Origin of the sequence: Streptomyces kunmingensis (assembly GCF_039533535.1) — a bacterium.
Classification (GTDB): Bacteria; Actinomycetota; Actinomycetes; order Streptomycetales; family Streptomycetaceae; genus Streptomyces; species Streptomyces kunmingensis.
In genome coordinates this window covers 1-20,376 of record NZ_BAAATS010000036.1, presented here as the reverse complement: position 1 = coordinate 20,376, position 20,376 = coordinate 1, and the positions used below count along the sequence as shown (strand labels likewise).

General features: G+C 73.3%; 1 protein-coding gene and 2 pseudogenes. All 3 read left to right on the top strand.

All coding sequences use genetic code 11. The features are described from left to right. Positions 1 to 19: 19 nt before the first annotated feature. A pseudogene (locus ABD366_RS43680) lies at positions 20 to 223 on the top strand (hypothetical protein); the annotation flags it as partial. A 99-nt stretch (positions 224 to 322) separates the two neighbouring features. Further along, the gene (locus tag ABD366_RS36605; protein WP_344443218.1) at positions 323 to 17,221 is read left to right on the top strand and encodes a type I polyketide synthase; all 16,899 of its coding nucleotides are present in this window, start codon (positions 323 to 325) and stop codon (positions 17,219 to 17,221) included. A gap of 35 nt (positions 17,222 to 17,256) precedes the next feature. Beyond that, a pseudogene (locus ABD366_RS36600) lies at positions 17,257 to 20,376 on the top strand (type I polyketide synthase); the annotation flags it as partial.

Here is a 20,376-nt window from a genome sequence, read left to right as displayed (position 1 = left end):
CGGCGCCGCTGTCGTCGACCTGCCCACCTACGCCTTCCAGCGGGAGCGTTTCTGGCCCCGGCCCCGGCCTGCCGGAACCGCTGCCGCGACCGGTGGTGCCGACGCCGCGTTCTGGGAGATCGTCGAGGGCGGTGACCCGGCCGCGTTCGCGCAGTCGCTCGGGGTCGCGCCCGACGCGGACCCGGCCGATGTCCTGACGGCCCTCGGCGCATGGCAGCGCCGCCGCGAAGAGCGGGCCGGCGTCGACCGGCTCGGCTACCGGATCGGCTGGGCGCCGGCCGGTCCGGTCGGTGACGCCGCCGTCTCCGGTGGCTGGCTGATCGTGGAGCCGGAGCCGGCGGACTTCGACGACTCCTGGGCGGGAGCCCTCGCCGATGAGCTGGCGGCGCGCGGCGCACGGGTCACCCGGCTGCGCCTCACGACCGCGGAACCGGACCGGGCGGATCTGGCCGCCCGCCTCGGGGAGTTCGCCGGCCACGGGCACGTGGTGTCGTTCCTCGGGCAGGACGAGCGGGAACACGAGGGCCGTCCCGGTCTCGCCCTCGGCCTGACAGCCACCACCGCACTTGTGCAGGCGCTGGCGGACGCGGGCGTGGACGCACGGCTGTGGTCGGTGACGTCGGGCGCGGTGTCCACGGGCGCCGGCGATGAACTGACGCATCCGGTACGGGCAGCCGTGTGGGGTCTGGGCCGGGTCGTCGCGCTGGAGGAGCCGGAGCGCTGGGGCGGCCTGGTCGACGTGCCGGAGCGGCCCGCGGGCGGCGCCGTGGCCCGTCTCGTGGACGTGCTGGCGGGAGGCGCCGGGGACGAGGACCAGATGGCTCTGCGCGGCGGGGCCGTGCTCGGACGCCGCCTCGTCGCCGCGTCGCCGGGGACCACGAACGCCGGCTGGACGCCCTCGGGCACGGTCCTGATCACCGGCGGCACCGGCGCTCTGGGCACCCGGCTCGCCCGCTGGGCCGTGGACCGGGGCGCGCGGCACGTCGCACTCCTGAGCCGACGCGGCGACGACGCCCCGGGCGCCCCTGAACTCCGTACGGAACTGGAAGCGCGCGGCGTCACCGTCACCTTCGCCGGCTGCGACCTCGCCGACCGGACGTCCCTCGCGGAGGCCGTCGCCCGGATCGAGGCCGGAGGGCCCGCGATCCGGTCCGTCTTCCACGCCGCGGGCCTGACCCAGGCCGTGGCCCTGCGCGACACCGGCACCGACGACCTCGCAGCGATGCTCGGCGCGAAGGCGGCCGGAGCGGCGAACCTCGACGCGCTGCTCGGCGACCGCGACCTCGACGCGTTCGTGCTCTACTCCTCCATCGCGGCCACCTGGGGCAGCGGCGGCCAGAGCGGATACGCGGCCGCCAACGCCTACCTCGACGCACTCGCGACCCGGCGCCGCGCCCAGGGCAGGGCGGCCACCTCGCTCGCCTGGGGCCCCTGGGACGGTGGCGGCATGGCCGCCGCCGAGGGCGCCAAGGACGACCTGCGCAGACGCGGACTGCTCGCCCTGTCGCCCGACGACGCGATGGCCGCACTGGAGTCGGCGCTGTCCGGCGACGAACCCTGCGTATCGGTCGTGGACGTCGACTGGGATCGCTTCCTGCCGACGTTCACCCTGCGCCGGGCCGGCACACTCTTCGACGCGTTCGGCACGACGCAGCCCGATGACCACGCCCACGCCCACGACCACGGACAAGGGCAAGGGCACGACACCGCCGCCGGGCTGCGCGAGCAGTTGCGCGGCCTCGACGACCGGGACAGGCGCCGCCGGGTCCTCGAACTGGTCCGCGGTGAGGCCGCGGCGGTCCTCGGGCACGCCACGAGCGCGGCCGTCGAACCGGAACGCGCCTTCCGCGATCTGGGGTTCGACTCGCTCACCGCGGTCGAGTTCCGCGACCGGCTGCGCGTGGCGACGGGCCTGTCGCTGCCCGCCACCCTGGTCTTCGACCACCCCACGTCGGCGACGCTCACCGACTTCCTCGTCGACCACCTCATGGGCACCGAACAGCGGCCCGAACGCGTCGAAGCCGCCCGCGCCGCCTTCGACGAACCGATCGCGATCGTGGCCCTGGGCTGCCGCTTCCCGGGCGGTGCCACCGATCCGCAGACCCTGTGGCAGGTGCTCTCCGGGGCGGCCGACGCCATCACCGCGTTCCCCACCGACCGCGGCTGGGACCTGGACGCCCTCGACGCCGCGGGCTCCGCCTTCACGCGCGAAGGCGGCTTCCTCCCCGGCGCCGCGGAGTTCGACGCCGCCTTCTTCGGCATCTCGCCGCGCGAAGCCCTGGCCATGGACCCGCAGCAGCGCCTCCTCCTGGAAGTCGCCTGGGAGACCCTGGAACGCGCGGGCATCGCCCCGCTGTCCCTGAAGGGCGACCAGGTCGGCGTCTTCGTCGGAGCCGGCAGCTCCGGCTACCTCAGCCAGGTGAACGACGTCCCCGACGGCGTCGGCGGTCACCTCATCACCGGCAACTCGGGCAGCGTGCTGTCCGGCCGTATCTCGTACGCGCTCGGTCTCGAAGGCCCGGCCGTCACCGTCGACACGGCCTGCTCGTCCTCGCTCGTCGCCCTCCACCTCGCCGTCCAGGCGCTGCGGTCCGGCGAGTGCTCGCTAGCCCTCGCCGGCGGTGTCACCGTCATCGCGGGACCGGACGCCTTCATCGACTTCGCCCACCAGGGCGGACTCGCCACCGACGGCCGCTGCAAGGCGTTCTCCGACGACGCCGACGGCACGGGCTGGAGCGAGGGCGCCGGCCTGATCCTGGTGGAACGCCTCTCGGACGCCCAGCGGAACGGCCACCAGATCCTCGCCGTCGTTCGCGGCTCGGCCGTCAACCAGGACGGTGCCTCCAACGGTCTGACCGCCCCCAACGGGCCCTCCCAGCAGCGTGTCATCCGCCAGGCCCTGGCCAACGCCCGGCTGGAGCCCGCTGACGTCGACGCGGTCGAGGCCCACGGCACCGGCACCTCGCTGGGCGACCCGATCGAGGCGCAGGCGCTGCTCGCCACGTACGGTCAGGACCGGCCCGCCGACCGGCCGTTGTGGCTCGGCTCGGTGAAGTCGAACATCGGGCACACGCAGGCCGCCGCCGGTGTCGCGGGTGTCATGAAGATGGTCCTCGCGCTGCGCCACGCCGAACTGCCCAGGACGCTGTACGTCGACACGCCGTCCTCGCACGTGGACTGGGCCTCGGGCGCGGTGGAACTGCTGTCGCAGGCCCGCGACTGGGCGCCCGGTGACCGGCCACGCCGAGCGGGCGTGTCCGCGTTCGGCGTCAGCGGCACGAACGCGCACGTCATCATCGAAGAGGCACCTGCTCTCGCCGCACAGGCGCCTGCCCTTGCCGCACAGGCGCCTGTCCCCGCCGCGCAGGCGCCGGGAACCGTCACCGCCGTGACGGCGCGCACCGCCCCGCCGGTGGTGCCCTGGCCCCTCTCGGCCCGTTCCGCGGAGAGCCTTCCCGCGCAGGCCGGCCGACTGGCCGCCGGGACGGACGGCCTGGACGCGACGGACGTGGGTCTGTCCCTGGCCACCACCCGGTCGCCTCTGGAACACCGGGCGGTCGTCCTCGGTGCCGGCCCCGGCGAACTGCGTACGCGACTGGAGGCCCTGGCCACCGGCGAACCGACACCCGGAGCGGTGTCGGGTATTTCCCGCGCCGGTCTCACCGGGTTCGTCTTCTCGGGACAGGGTGGTCAACGGCAGCGCATGGGACGGGAACTGGCCGAGTCCTTCCCGGTCTTCGCGACCGTCCTGGACGAGGTGTGCGGCCACTTCGAGGGTCTGCGTGAGGTGATCCGTGAGGATGCGGAAGCTCTCGGGCAGACGGGGTGGGCGCAGCCTGCGTTGTTCGCGGTCGAGGTGGCGTTGTTCCGACTGCTCGAGTCGTGGGGTGTCAGGCCGGACTATTTGGTCGGGCATTCGGTGGGTGAGCTGGCCGCCGCGCATGTGTCCGGGGTGCTGTCCCTCGCCGACGCCTGCCGACTGGTCGGAGCCCGTGCCGGGTTGATGCAGGCGCTGCCCGCGGGTGGTGCGATGTGGGCGGTGCGGGCGACCCTCGACGAGGTGACTCCGCTGCTGGTGGAGGGTGTGTCGGTGGCGGCGGTGAACGCCCCGGGCCAGGTCGTCCTCTCCGGCACCCGAGCAGCCGTCGAGACCGTGGCCGCTCAGTTCGCGGACCACCGGGGGAGGTGGCTGGAGGTCAGTCACGCTTTCCACTCGGCGCTCATGGATCCGATGCTGGCCGAATTCGCCACGGCCGCACGAGAGTTGACGTACGGCACGCCCCGTATCCCGATCATCTCTACGCTCACGGGCGAGCCGGTCACCGACTTCACCGCGTCGTACTGGGCCGACCAGGTCCGCGGCACGGTCCGTTTCGCCGACGCGATCACGCGCCTGACGTCCCTGGGTGTCACCCGTTTCCTCGAACTCGGCCCGGATGCCGGTCTCGTGGCGGCGATCGGTGAGAGCGACGAGGACGCCCTGGCCGTGGCGGTGCTCAACCGGAAGCAGTCCGAGCCCGTCACCGCCGTCACCGCACTGGCCCGCCTGTGGGCGGACGGCGCCGACGTCGACTGGGCAGCCTTCTACGCACCCACCGGCGCCACCGTCGTCGACCTCCCCACCTACGCCTTCCAGCACCAGCGCTACTGGCTGGACGGCGCGTCGGGCGGCTCGGACGCCGGTGCCATCGGCGCCGATCCGCTCAGGCACCCGCTGCTGAGCGCGGCGGTGGAACTCTCCGACGGCGGCGGGCATGTGTTCACCGGCCGGATCTCCGCCCGGACGCATCCCTGGATCGCCGAGCACCAGGTCGCGGGCGAGGCGGTGTTCCCCGGTACCGGATACGTGGAACTCGCCGTCCGCGCCGGTGACCAACTGGCCTGCGACCGGATCGAGGAACTCGTTCTGGAGGCCCCGCTGGTCCTGCCGGAGCGGCAGGCCGTCCAGGTGCAGCTCATCGTCGACCCCGGCGACGGGAACGGCCGCCGTTCCTTCCGCATCAGCTCCCGTGTCAGCGGCGGGCAGACCTGGACCCGCCACGCGAGCGGCGTCCTAGGCACCGCAGCCGGGCGGCAGCACGCCGGACTCACCGCCTGGCCGCCGGCCCGGGCCGCCGCCGTCGACATCGACGGCCACTACCGGGCCCGCGCCGAGAACGGTTTCGGCTACGGCGAGATCTACCAGGGCCTGACCGCCGTCTGGCGGCGGGACGGCGAACTGTTCGCCGAGGTCGTGCTCGGCGACGAGTTCCGCGGCGAGGCCGGCCGGTTCGGCCTCCACCCTGCCGTGCTCGACGCCGCGTTGCAGGTCCTGTCGTACGACGCGAGCGCGGCAGGCGGCGGACGGCTCCCGTTCGTCTGGAGCGGAGTCACCCTGCACGCGAGCGGCGCGTCCCTGCTCCGCGTCGCCATCGTGCCGGGCACGGCGGAGGGGACGTACACCGTCACGGTCGCGGACACCTCGGGCGAACTCGTGCTGACCGCGGACGCGTTGACCCTACGGCCCTACGACGGCACCCCGTTCGCGGCGCCCACCGCCCCGGGGACCGAGGCCGGCCCGGACGCCTCGCCGCCCCGGACCCCCGCGCGCCGCAAGGCCGCCGCGGCCGTGTCCGGCGGCGGGCAGGCACTGCGCGACCGCCTCGCCGCGCTGCCCAGGGACGAACAGCGCGACGCCCTGCTGGAGATCGTGCGCCGCCGCGCCTCGATCGTGCTGGAGCAACCCCGTACGCAGACGCTCAACGCCGAACTGCCCTTCCGCGACCTCGGCTTCACCTCCCTCACCGCCGTCCAGCTGCGCGAGGCACTCGGCGAGGAGACCGGCCTGCGGCTGCCCGCGACGCTCGTCTTCGACTATCCGACACCGCGCGCCCTGGTCGACCATCTCCGCGACGAACTCCTCGGCGGACCCGAGCCGGACACCGCACCGCGGGGCCGCGCCAGGACCACCGCCGACCTCGACGACCCCATCGCCATCATCGGCATGAGCTGCCACTACCCCGGCGGCATCCGCACCGCCCAGGACCTGTGGCGGCTCGTCGCCGAGGGCACCGACGCGATCTCCGGCCTCCCGACCGACCGCGGCTGGGACCTGGAAGCGCTCTACGACCCCGACCCGGACAACCCCGGCACGTGCTACGTCCACGAGGGCGGGTTCCTGCACGACGCCAGCGAGTTCGACGCCACGTTCTTCGGCATCAGCCCCCGCGAGGCCGTCTCCATGGACCCCCAGCAGCGGCTCCTCCTGGAGAGCTCCTGGGAGGCGATGGAACACGCGGGCCTGAACGCCCACACGCTGCGCGGCACCAGCACCGGCGTCTTCGCCGGAGTCACCTACCAGGACTACGGAGGCCTTCTCGCGGCGGCGAAGGAAAGTTCCGAGGGCTTCCTCGGCACCGGCAACTCGCCCAGCGTCCTGTCCGGCCGCGTCTCGTACACGCTCGGCCTCGAAGGCCCCGCGGTCACCATCGACACGGCCTGCTCCTCCTCCCTGGTCGCACTGCACTCCGCCTGCCAGGCACTGCGCGAGGGCGACTGCACGATGGCGCTCGCCGGCGGTGTGACCGTCATGTCCACCCCGATCTCGCTGATCGAGTTCAGCCGTCAGCGCGCGCTCGCCGAGGACGGCCGCTCCAAGCCGTTCTCCGACGACGCCGACGGCGCGAGCTGGGGCGAGGGCGTCGGCATGCTGCTCCTGGAGCGGCTGTCGGACGCCCGGGCCAACGGCCACCGGGTACTCGCGGTGGTACGCGGCTCCGCCGTCAACCAGGACGGTGCCTCCAACGGCCTCACCGCCCCCAACGGCCCCTCCCAGCAGCGCGTCATCCGGCACGCGCTGACCAACGCCCGGCTGACCACGGCCGACGTCGACGTCGTCGAGGCGCACGGCACCGGCACCGCGCTCGGTGACCCGATCGAGGCGCAGGCGCTCCTGTCCACCTACGGCCAGGACCGCCCGGCCGACCAGCCGCTCCGGCTCGGCTCGATCAAGTCCAACATCGGCCACGCGCAGGCCGCCGCCGGTGTGGCGGGCGTGATCAAGATGGTGCAGGCGATGCGGCACGACCTGATGCCGAAGTCGCTGCACCTGGGCTCGCCGTCGTCGCACGTGGACTGGTCGGCGGGTGCGGTGGAGCTGTTGGCGGAGGCGCGGGAGTGGCCGCGTGGGGAGCGGCCGCGGCGTGCGGGTGTGTCGGCGTTCGGGATGAGCGGGACGAACGTCCACGTGATCATCGAAGAAGCACCGGAACCGGGACCGGAGCCGGGTCTTGTCGCTGAGCCGGTCGCGGTGGAGTCGCCTTCTGCCGTGCCGTGGTTGGTGTCGGCGCGGAGTGCGGCGGGGTTGCGGGGGCAGGCGGCGGCGCTGGCGGCGCTGGGTGACTGCGATCCGGTGGGCGTCGGCTGGTCGTTGGCGACGACGCGGGCGCGGCTGGAGCATCGGGCGGTGGTGACGGGTTCGTACGGTGCGGCGCTGGGTGTGTTGTCGAATGGTGAGCCGTCGGGACACGTGGTGTCGGGGGTGGCTGGTTTGGTGGGCCGGCCGGTGTTCGTGTTCCCCGGTCAGGGGGCGCAGTGGACTGCGATGGGTGCTCAACTCCTGGATGAGTCAGCGGTGTTCGCGGGTGTGGTCGCCGAGTGTGAGGCGGCGATGGCGGGCCTGGTGGACTGGTCCGTGACAGATGTTCTACGGGGTGCCGGTGGGGCGCCGTCGTTGGAGCGGGTCGATGTGGTGCAGCCCGCGTCGTTCGTGGTGATGGTGTCGCTGGCGGCGCTCTGGCGTTCGTACGGGATCGTGCCGGCTGCTGTGGTCGGTCACTCCCAGGGTGAGATCGCGGCCGCGTACGTGGCGGGGGTGCTGTCTCTGGAGGATGCGCTGCGGGTGGTGTGCCTGCGGAGTAAGGCGATCGCGGAGTTGGCGAGTGGGGCGGGCACGATGGCTTCCGTCGGTGCCGGTGTCGCCCGGGTGGAGGAGATCCTCGCCCCGTGGGGTGAGCGTGTGTCGGTCGCGGCGGTGAACGGCCCGTCCCAGGTGGTCGTCTCCGGTGAGGTCGACGCGGTCGAGGAAGTGGTCGTCGGCTGCCAGGAGTTGGGGTTGCGGGCGCGCCGGATCGCCGTCGATTACGCCTCGCACTCGGCGTCGATGGAGGTGTTGGAGTCCGATCTGGCTCAGGCTCTGGCGGGGATCGCGCCCCGTAGCGGCGAGATCCCGCTGCTGTCGACGGTGGCGGGTGAGTTCGTCGACGGCACGGTGATGGACGGCGGCTATTGGTTCACGAACCTGCGTTCCCGCGTCCGGTTCGCCGAGGCGGTCGAGAAGCTGGCCGCCGACGGCAACAACGTGTTTGTCGAGGTCTCCTCCCACCCGGTGCTGTCGGCGGCCGTGCAGGACCTGGCCGAGGACAGCGTCGTCACGGGATCGCTCCGCCGCGACGACGGCGGCCTGGCCCGCTTCCTCGCCAGCGTGGCCGAGCTGTGGGTACGCGGCGTCGACGTCGACTGGACAGCCGCCTTCCCCAGTGCGCCCCCGGCACCAATCGATCTGCCGACGTACGCCTTCCAACGCAACCACTACTGGCCGGAGTTCGACACCGGGACCACCGTCCCCGCGGATGAGGGGACCGTTGCGGACCGGGAGTTCTGGGCGGCGGTGGAGCGGGCCGACGTGGACGCGCTCGCCGGGACACTGGGCACGGAGACCGCCGTCCTCGACCCGCTGCTGCCCGCGCTGGCCGACTGGCGGCGCAAGCAGCGCGAGCAGGACACCACCGACGCCTGGCGCTACCGGATCAACTGGACGCCGCTCACCCCGGCGGACGGGGAACCGGTCACCGGCGACTGGCTGATAGTGACGTCCGACGGTGCCGACAGTGCCGACGGTGCCGACGACGCCGCACGGGCCTGGGCCGACACGATCGCCGACGAGCTGACCGCACGCGGCGCGACCGTCCGGCCACTGCGACTCGGCACAGCCACGCAGGACCGGACAGCGCTCGCGGAACAGCTCACCGGCCTCACCGGCGGCGACGACCTCGCCGGCGTCGTGTCTCTGCTGGCCTGGGACGAGCGGGCCGGCGACGGACTGCCGGGGCTGCCCTCGGGCCTCGGCCTGACCGCCGTACTCCTGCAAGCACTCGGAGACGCCCAACTCGACGCACCCGTATGGGCGTTGACGTCCGGCGCGGTCTCGGCCGCCCGATGGGACGCGGTCGCCAGGCCCGGCCAGGCGGCGGTGTGGGGACTCGGACGGGTCGCGGCGCTCGAGCACCCGGACCGCTGGGGCGGGCTGATCGACGTACCGGACGAGCCCGACACGCGGTCCGCGCGGCGGCTGCTGAACGCGATCGCCGCGGCCGACGAGGACCAGATCGCCCTGCGCGCCTCGGGCCTGTTCGGACGACGGCTCGTCCGCGCCCCGCGCCCGGCCGGACCGGAGCGGACCTGGACACCGTCCGGCACCGTCCTGATCACCGGCGGCACCGGCGCCCTGGGCGCCCGTATGGCCCGCTGGGCCGCCGGCAACGGCGCCGAACACCTCGTCCTGACCAGCCGGCGCGGCGCGGACGCACCCGGCGCGGCGGACCTCGCCCGCGAACTGGAAGCACTCGGCGTCCGCGTCACCCTCGTGGCCTGCGACATCGCCGACCGCGACGAGGTCACCGCGCTGCTCGCGGACGTGAGCGGCGGGGCGGCCCCGCTGACCGCCGTCGTGCACGCGGCCGGTGTCCTGGAGGACGGCATCCTCGACGCGCTGAACCCCGACCGCATCGCCGCGGTCATGGCACCCAAGGCGCACGCCGCGCTGCTCCTGGACGAACTCACCCGTGAACTCGGCCTGGAACTGGACGCGTTCGTGCTGTTCGCCTCCACCGCGGGCACTTGGGGCGGCCCCGGCCAGGCGAACTACGCGGCCGCCAACGCCGTGCTCGACGCCCTCGCCGAGCAGCGGCGGACCGCAGGGCTCGCCGCCACCTCGATCGCCTGGGGCCCCTGGTCCGACGCGGGCATGGCGGACAGTGCGGCCGTCGAGGCCCGCCAGCGCAAGGGCGGCGTCCACTCCCTGGCCCCCGAGGCCGCCGTCGCCGTACTGCGACAGGCGGTCGGCGACGGGGACGCCACACTCACCGTGGCCGCCATCGACTGGGACGTCTACGCGCCCGCCTTCACCGCGAGCCGCCGCAGCAGCCTCCTCGACGGCATCCCGGAAGCACACCGGGCCCTGGAGACCGCGAGCGCCCGCGCCGGCGCGGGCAGCCCAGGCTCGCTCGCCGCCCGCCTCGCCGCGCTCACCGAAGCCGAGCGGGAACGGGAACTGCTCGGCCTGGTGCGCGGCCACGCCGCCGCCGTGCTCGGCTTCGCCGCACCGACCGACGTGGAGCCCACGCACGTGTTCTCCGACATCGGTTTCGACTCGCTCACCGCGATCGAACTGCGCAACCGGCTCGGCGCGGCCACCGGACTGCGCCTGCCCGCGACGCTGGTCTTCGACCACCCGACGCCGGCCGCCCTCACCCGGCTGCTCCGCCAGGAACTCGTCGACGCCGTCGGCCCGGCGCCCGCCACCACCGCCCCGTCCGAGGGCCGCAAGCACCAGGACCGCGAGGACGACCCGATCGCCATCGTCGGGATGAGCTGCCGCCTGCCCGGCGGTGTCTCCTCCCCGGACGAGCTATGGCGGCTGCTGTCCGAAGGAGCCGACGCGATCTCCGGCTTCCCGGACGACCGCGGCTGGGACGTCGAAGGCGTCTACGACCCCGACCCGGACAAGGCCGGGACGACGTACACCCGGCACGGCGGATTCGTCCGCGGCATCAGCGAGTTCGATGCCACGCTCTTCGGCATCAACCCGCGCGAGGCCCTGTCCATGGACCCGCAGCAGAGACTCCTCCTGGAGACCGTCTGGGAGGCCACCGAGCGGGCGGGCATCGACCCGCTGTCCCTGACCGGCAGCCGGACCGGCATGTTCGCGGGCAGCAACGGCTCCGACTACGGCGGCCTGCTGATGGCCTCCCCGCAAGGCGCCGACGGCTACTTCATGACCGGCAACGCCGCGAGCGTCCTGTCCGGCCGCGTCGCCTACACCCTCGGCCTGGAAGGCCCCGCGGTCACTGTCGACACAGCCTGCTCGTCGTCCCTGGTCGCCCTGCACCTGGCAGCCCAGGCGCTGCGCAACGACGAGTGCGAACTCGCCCTGGCCGGCGGGGTCACGCTCATCTCCACACCCTCGCCGTTCGTCAGCTTCAGCCGGCAGCACGGACTGGCCGTCGACGGCCGCTGCAAGGCGTTCTCCGACGACGCCGACGGCACCGGCTGGGCCGAAGGCGTCGGCGTCCTCGTCCTCGAACGCCTCTCCGACGCCCGCCGCAACGGCCACCAGGTCCTCGCCCTCGTCACCGGCAGCGCCACCAACCAGGACGGCGCCTCCAACGGCCTCACCGCCCCCAACGGCCCGTCGCAGCAACGCGTCATCCGGCAGGCGCTCGCGACCGCCGGACTGACCGCCGCCGACGTGGACGCCGTCGAGGCACACGGCACCGGCACCACGCTCGGCGACCCGATCGAAGCCCAGGCGCTGCTCGCCACGTACGGCCGGGACCGGCCCGCCGACCGGCCGCTGTGGCTCGGCTCGGTCAAGTCGAACATCGGGCACACCCAGGCCGCCGCCGGTGTCGCCGGCCTGATCAAGATGGTGCTGGCGATGCGGCACGAGACCTTGCCCGGCACCCTGCACGTGAGCGAGCCGTCGACGCACGTCGACTGGGAGTCCGGCGCCGTGGAACTGCTGTCCGAGGCCCGCCCGTGGCCCCGCGGCGACCGTCCGAGGCGCGCCGGTGTGTCGTCGTTCGGCATCAGCGGCACCAACGCCCACGTGATCATCGAGGAGCCGCCCACCGTTGCGCGGCAGCCGATGGCAGCCCCGGACGTCACCCTGCCCGCCGTCCCCTGGCCGGTGTCCGCGAAGACAGCCCCCGCGCTGTCCGCGCAGGCCGGCCGGCTGGCCGCCGGGACGGACGGCCTGGACGCGACGGACGTGGGTCTGTCGCTGGCCACCACCCGGGCCGCCCTCGAGCACCGGGCGGTCGTCCTCGACGCCGGTACCGACGAACTGCGTACGCGACTGGAGACCCTGGCCACCGGCGAACCCTCGCCGGACACCGTCACCGGCCGTGCCCGCACCGGCGCCACCGGGTTCGTCTTCTCCGGTCAGGGCGGCCAACGCCTCCGCATGGGGCAGGAGTTGGCGGACGCCTTCCCGGCGTTCGCGACGGCTCTGGACGAGGTGTGCGCGCACTTCGACGGACTGCTGGACCGGCCGTTGCGTGAGGTGATGTTCGAGGACGCGGAGGCTCTAGCACAGACGGGGTGGGCGCAGCCCGCGTTGTTCGCGGTCGAGGTGGCGTTGTTCCGGCTGGTGGAGTCGTGGGGTGTCAGGCCGGATTATCTGGTCGGGCATTCGGTGGGTGAGCTGGCCGCCGCGCATGTGTCCGGTGTGCTGTCCCTCGCCGACGCCTGCCGACTGGTAGCAGCCCGCGCGGAGCTGATGCAGGCGCTGCCCGCGGGTGGTGCGATGTGGGCGGTGCGGGCGACCCTCGACGAGGTGACTCCGCTGCTGGTGGAGGGTGTGTCGGTGGCGGCGGTGAACGCCCCCGGGCAGGTCGTCCTCTCCGGCACCCGAGACGCCGTCGAGACCGTGGCCGCTCAGTTCGCCGACCGTCAGGGCCGCTGGCTGGAGGTCAGTCACGCTTTCCACTCGGCGCTCATGGACCCGATGCTGGCCGATTTCGCGGCGGCTGCGGGCGAGTTGACGTACGGCACGCCCCGTATCCCGATCGTCTCTACGTTGACGGGGGAGCCGGTCGCCGAGTTCACGGCGTCGTACTGGGTGGATCAGGTGCGTGGCACGGTGCGTTTCGCCGACGCGGTCGGCCATTGCAAGGCGCAGGGTGTCACCCGTTTCCTCGAACTCGGCCCGGATGCCGGTCTCGTGGCGGCGATCGGTGAGAGCGACGAGGACGCCCTGGCCGTGGCGGTGCTCAATCGGAAGCAGTCCGAGCCCGTCACCGCCGTCACCGCGCTGGCCCGCCTGTGGGCGGACGGCGCCGACGTCGACTGGGCGGCCTTCTACGCACCCACCGGCGCCACCGTCGTCGACCTCCCCACCTACGCCTTCCAGCGCAAGCCGTACTGGCCGCAGGTGTCGACGCGGAGGCCGGGCGATGTGTCCGCGGCCGGGCTCGCCGACGCCGGGCACCCGCTGCTCGGTGCCGCCGTGGCGCTGGCCGGGGACGACGGGCGGCTGTTCACCGCGCGGATCGGCGTACGGGATCTGCCGTGGCTCGCCGACCACGAGGTGATGGGCACGATCCTCTTCCCCGGCACCGGCTTCCTGGAGCTGGCCATGCGCGCGGCCGACGAGGTCGGCTGCGACCGGGTCGAGGAACTGACCCTGGCCGCCCCGCTGGTGCTGCCCGCCGACGGAGCCGTACAGCTCCAGCTCCGGGTCAACGCCCCCGACGGGACCGGCCTGCGCCCGCTCGAACTGCACGCGAGGCCCGACACCGCGGCGGCCGGCACCCCGTGGACGCTGCACGCCACCGGGCTCCTCGGCGAGGGCCGGCCGGAGGCTGCGTACGACCTGGCCTCCTGGCCGCCGCCCGGCGCCGAGACCATCGACGTCTCCGACTTCTACGCGATGTACCGGCAGGGCGGATTCGCCTACGGCCCCGCGTTCCAAGGGCTGCGCCAGGCCTGGCGCGCAGGCGACGAGGTGTTCGCCGAGGTGACACTCCCCGAACCGCACGCCGCCGAAGCCGCCGCCTACGGACTGCACCCTCCGCTGCTCGACGCGGCGCTACAGGCGCTGACGTTCGTCGCGCTCGACGGCAGCGGCCGGAGCAGACTGCCGTTCTCCTGGTCCGGGGTCTCCCTGTACGCCTCCGGTGCGTCGAGCCTGCGCGTGCGGCTCGCGCGGTCCGGGCCCGACGCGCTGACCCTGGCCATCGCGGACGGCACCGGACAGCCGGTCGCCCACGTGGAGTCCCTGGCGATGCGCCAGATCTCGGCGGCACAACTGCACGCGTCGTCGCCTACGACGGCGTACCCGCAGGACATGTTCCGGCTCGACTGGCTGCCGGTGCCGGTGCCGGTGGCCGGTGACCTCCCCGGTGACCTCTCCGTCGTGGACAGGTCGTGGGCGGTCCTAGTCGACAGCGACAGCGACAGCGACAGCGACGGCGACGGCGACGGCGACGGCGGCACAGAGCTCGCTGACGCGCTGGCGGCCCGCCTCGTCACCGGCCCCGACGCGCTGGACGCCGACGGGCCCGTCCCCGACGTCCTGTTCGTGCCCTGCCTGGGCACGACGGCCCCCGCACCGGACGCCGGCACGATCGCGGCCGACACCCGGACCCTGACCGCCCGGGTCCTCGCCCTGCTCCAACGCCGGCTGACCGACACCCGGCTCGCGTCCGCACGGCTCGTCCTCGTCACGCGGGGTGCCGTCGCGGCCGGTGATCCGCAAGGACCGGGCGACCCGGCCGCCGCGGCCGTGTGGGGGCTCGTACGGTCGGCGCAGTCGGAGGACCCCGGCCGGTTCGTGCTGGTGGACCTCGACGAGCACCCGTCGTCCGCCGGGGCGCTGCCCGGCCTGCTCGCCGCGCTCCTCGACTCCGACGAACCCCAAGCCGCGGTACGCGAGGGGAAGTTGCTGGCCGCGCGGCTCGTGCGCGCCGCCTCCGACTCCACCCTGCTGCCCCCGGCCGGCACCGACGCGTGGCGGCTGGACACCACCGGCCGCGGCAGCCTGGGCAACCTCACCCTCGCCGCCGACCCCGGCCTCCTCGAACCGCTCGCTCCGGGCCAGGTCCGGGTGGCGGTACGGGCCGCGGGCCTCAACTTCAGGGACGTACTGAACGCACTCGACATGTATCCCGGCGACCCCGGCCCGATGGGTGTCGAGGGCGCGGGTGTGATCACCGAAGTCGGCCCGGACATCACCGGGTTCGCGCCGGGCGACCGCGTCCTCGGCATGTTCGGCAAGGCGTTCGGGCCAGTCGCGGTCGCCGACCACAGGATGATCGCGCCGCTCCCCGAGGGCTGGTCGTTCGAGCAGGCCGCGTCCGTACCGGTGGTCTTCCTGACCGCCTACTACGCGCTGGTCGATCTGGCAGGACTCAAGCCGGGTGAGTCGGTCCTCGTACACGCCGCGGCCGGCGGTGTCGGCATGGCCGCCGTCCAGCTCGCCCGGCACCTCGGCGCCGAGGTGTTCGGCACCGCGAGTCAGGGCAAGCATGACACGCTGCGCTCCCTCGGCCTCGACGACGCCCACCTCGCCTCCTCCCGCGACCTGCGCTTCGAGGAGCGTTTCCGCCCGGCGGCCGGGCCCGGCGGCATCGACGTCGTCCTGAACTCGCTGGCCCGCGAGTACGTGGACGCCTCGCTGCGGCTGCTCTCCGACGACGGCGGGCGCTTCGTCGAGATGGGCAAGACCGACATCCGCACCCCCGAGAGCGTCACCGAGACCCGGCCGGGCGTCAGCTACCGGGCGTTCGACCTCATCGAGGCCGGACCCGACCGCATCGGCGAGATGCTCACCGAAGTGCTGCGGCTCATCGAGGCGGGGGCACTGCGACCGCTGCCGCTCACCACCTGGGACGTGCGCCGCGCACCGGAGGCGTACCGGCTGGTCAGCCAGGCCCGGCACATCGGCAAGGTGGTTCTCACCCTGCCCAGGCGCCCCGACCCGGACGGCACCGTCCTCGTCACCGGCGGCACCGGTGGACTCGGTCACTACGTGGCCCGCCACCTCGTCGAACGGTACGGCGTCCGCCACCTGCTGCTCACCAGCCGCCGTGGGCCGGACGCGGAAGGCGCGGCCGAACTCGTCGCCGAACTGGCACAGACGGGCGCCACCGTACGGATCGAGGCCTGCGACGCGGCCGACCGGGCCGCACTCGCCCGCACCCTCGCCACCGTGGACCCGGCGCACCCGCTCAGCGCGGTCGTCCACGTCGCCGGAGTGGTCGACGACGGCGTCATCCCGTCCCTGACCCCCGACCGCCTCGACACGACCCTGCGGCCGAAGGCGGACGCGGCCCTCAACCTGTACGAGCTGACGAAGGACGCAGACCTGGCGGCCCTCGTCCTCTTCTCGGGCGCGGCCGGCACCTTCGGCGGCGCCGGACAGGCCAACTACGCGGCCGCGAACGCCTTCCTCGACGAGTTCGCCCGCTGGGCCCGCCACCGCGGAGTCCCCGCGGTGGCGCTGGCCTGGGGCCCGTGGGTCGCCGACCGCGGCATGACAGGACACCTCACCGACACCGACATCGCCCGCATGGAACAGGCGGGAATGCGGCCGCTCGGCGAACGGGAAGGCATGGCCCTGCTCGACTTCGCCCTCACCGCCGACGAGGCCGCGCTGCTCCCGATGCGCCTGGACACCTCCCCGAAGGCGTTCGCCGCAGGACCCGTACCGCCACTGCTGCGCCACCTCGCGGGCAGCGCCGCACCACGTCGTACACAGGCGGCCGCGGCACCCGCGGCGGAACCGTCGGCCGCACTCGCCGACCGGCTGCGCGCCCTGCCCGCCGCCGACCGCGCCGACCATCTCCTCGACCTGGTCTGCGGACAGTGCGCGGCGGTGCTCGGACACGGCTCGGCCCAGGACATCGAACCGGAGGAGGCCTTCAACGACCTGGGATTCGACTCCCTCACGGCCATCGAACTACGCAACCGGATGGGCACCCTCACCGGTACCCGGCTGCCCGCGACACTGGTCTTCGACTATCCGACACCGGCCGCGCTCGCGGACCACCTGCTGGCCGAGATCGTTCCGGACCCCGCGCCGGACACGGCGCGGGACGACGTCGACAGCGCACCGCACCTGGCCCTCGAGGAGATCGAGCGTCTCGAACGGTCCCTGGACCGGCTCGCCGGCTCCGGCCCGGGCGGCGACGACACGGTACGGCGACGCCTCGAGGCGCTCGCCGCGAAATGGGCCGCCACGAACGGATCCACGGCCGACGGGCCCACAGCCGACGGGTCCAAGGCCTACGGATCCACGGCCGACGGATCCATGGCCAACGGGTCCGTGAACGGGTCCGTGAACGGGTCCGTGGACAGTGGCTCCCCGGGCGGCGACGACGTCGGGGACGACGCACTCGAGTCGGCCACGGCCGACGAACTCTTCAAGCTGATCGACGGCGAATTTGGTGGGGCGTCTTGAGCGAGAACCAGGTTGTGAACGCTGACGGCGGCGAGCAGCAGAAGCTGCTCGGCTACCTCAAGAAGGTCACCGGCGACCTACGCCAGGCACACCGCAGACTGCGCGAGATCGAGGCCGCGGACAGCGAGCCGGTCGCGATCGTCGGCATGAGCTGCCGCCTGCCCGGCGGAGTCCGCTCGCCCCGGGAGCTGTGGCAGCTCCTCGACCGGGCGGGCGACGGCATGTCCGCCTTCCCCGTCGACCGCGGCTGGGACCTCGAGCGGCTCTTCGGCGCCGACTCGAGCCTGCCCGGCACCAGCCACGCCCGCGAAGGCGGCTTCACCTACGACGCCACCGAGTTCGACCCCGCCTTCTTCGGTCTGAGCCCCCGCGAAGCCCTCGCCATGGACCCGCAGCAGCGCATGCTGCTCCAGACCTCCTGGGAGGCCTTCGAACACGCCGGTATCGACCCCACCACGCTGAAGAACAGCGACACCGGCGTCTTCGTCGGCGCCGCGTCCACCGGCTACGGATCACACCTCACCGAACTCCCGGAGGGCGTCGAGGGCTACCTCCTCACCGGCAACTCCATGGCTGTCGCCTCCGGCCGCATCGCCTACACACTCGGCCTCAAGGGCCCCGCCGTCACCGTCGACACGGCCTGCTCCTCCTCCTTGGTGGCGCTCCACATGGCCGTCCGGTCACTGCGCTCCGAGGAGTGCTCCCTCGCTCTGGTCGGCGGCGTCACCGTGATGTCGACCCCCGGCATGTTCCTCGAGTTCAGCCGCCAGCAGGGCCTGGCGACCGACGGCCGCTGCAAGGCGTTCTCCGACGACGCCGACGGCACCGGCTGGTCCGAGGGCGCCGGCCTGATTCTCGTGGAACGCCTCTCGGACGCCCGGCGCAACGGCCACCACGTACTGGCCGTCGTCCGCGGCACCGCCGTCAACCAGGACGGCGCGAGCAACGGCCTGACCGTCCCCAACGGCCCCTCACAACAACAGGTCATCAGGGCCGCGCTGACGGACGCCCGTTTGACCGCGCCCGACGTGGACGCGGTGGAGGCGCACGGCACCGGCACGACACTCGGTGACCCGATCGAGGCGCAGGCGCTGCTCGCCACGTACGGTCAGGACCGGCCCGCCGGCCGACCGTTGTGGCTCGGCTCGGTGAAGTCGAACATCGGGCACACGCAGGCCGCCGCCGGTGTCGCGGGCGTGCTGAAGATGGTCCTGGCGATGCGGCACGAGGCACTCCCCAAGACCCTGTACGCGGACACACCCTCGACCCATGTGGACTGGTCGGCGGGGGGCGTACGGCTCCTGACGGAGGCCCGCGACTGGCCGCGCGGCGAACGCCCGCGCCGGGCCGGGATCTCGTCCTTCGGCATCAGCGGCACCAACGCGCACGTCATCCTGGAGGAGGCTCCCGCCGAGGAGCCGGCGCCGGCGGACACCGTGCGGCCGCCGGTCCTGCCCTGGCCGGTCTCCACCCGCATGCCCGAGGCACTCCCCAAACTCGCGTCCCGCCTCCACGCCGCCCTCACCACGCAGCCGCACACCCGCCCCCAGGACATCGGCCACACCCTGGCCACGGGCCGTGCCGCCTTCGACCACCGGGCCGTGATCCTGGCCGATGACGCGGAGTCGGCTCTGAACGGCCTGCAAGCACTCATCGCCGGTGACGCCGCCCCCGGACGAGTGGTCCAGGGCACGGCCGCGGGACGGGCCGCCGGCCGGGGCCGCAGGAAGCTGACGTTCGTGTTCTCCGGTCAGGGTGGTCAACGGGTCGGTATGGGAGTGGAGTTGGCGGCTTCGTTCCCGGTGTTCGCCACTGCCCTGGACGAGGTGTGTGCGCACTTCGAGGGCCTGCGCGAGGTGATCCGCGAGGACGCGGAGGCTCTAGCACAGACGGGGTGGGCGCAGCCCGCGTTGTTCGCGGTCGAGGTGGCGTTGTTCCGGCTGCTCGAGTCGTGGGGTGTCAGGCCGGACTATTTGGTCGGGCATTCGGTGGGTGAGCTGGCCGCCGCGCATGTGTCCGGGGTGCTGTCCCTCGCCGACGCCTGCCGGTTGGTGCGTGCGCGTGCCGGGTTGATGCAGGCGCTGCCTGCGGGTGGTGCGATGTGGGCGGTGCGGGCGACCCTCGATGAGGTGACTCCGCTGCTGGTGGAGGGTGTGTCGGTGGCGGCGGTGAACGCCCCCGGGCAGGTCGTTCTCTCCGGTACCCGTGCAGCCGTCGAGACGGTGGCCGCTCAGTTCGCCGACCGTCAGGGCCGCTGGCTTGAGGTCAGTCACGCTTTCCACTCGGCCCTGATGGATCCGATGCTGGTTGATTTCGCGGCGGCTGCGGGCGAGTTGACGTACGGCACGCCCCGTATCCCGATCGTCTCTACGTTGACGGGGGAGCCGGTCGCCGAGTTCACGGCCTCGTACTGGGTGGATCAGGTGCGTGGCACGGTGCGTTTCGCCGACGCGGTCGGCCATTGCAAGGCGCAGGGTGTCACCCGTTTTCTCGAACTCGGCCCGGACGCGAGTCTGACCGGCGCGATCGACGAGACGTACGACGGCGACGCCCTCACCGTGGCGACACTGCGCCGGGACCGGCCCGAACCGGCCACGGCGGTGCGCGCCCTGGCCCACCTGTGGACCGACGGTCACCCCGTCGACTGGCAGCACTTCTACGCCCCCACGGACGTACACTTCACCGACCTGCCGACCTACCCCTTCGCCCGTGACCGCTACTGGATGCGGAATCCCGAAGGCGCCGTGGTCCAGCAGCGGGCGGAGGAACGGGAACCCGGACACGGCCTGCGCTACGAGGCCGTGTGGGAGCCGGTTGTCGCTGATGGGGCCGTGGATGTTGCCGGTGGCTGGCTGCTCGTCGAGCCGGCGGAAGGCGAGGACGCGTGGGCGGGTGTGCTGGCGGAGGAGTTGGTGGCGCGGGGTGCCCGGGTGGAGCGGTTGCGGCTGGGGACGGACGGTCTGGGCCGGGCGGCTCTGGCGGTGCGGTTGGGCGAGTTCGGTGATGTTGCTCGTGTGGTCTCTTTCCTGGGTCAGGAGGAGGCCGGGTGTCGCGGTGTTGCTGCGACGGCTGGGGTGGTGCAGGCGCTTGGTGATGCGGGGCTGGATGGCCGTGTGTGGTCGGTGACGTCGGGGGCGGTGTCGACGGGTCCGGGT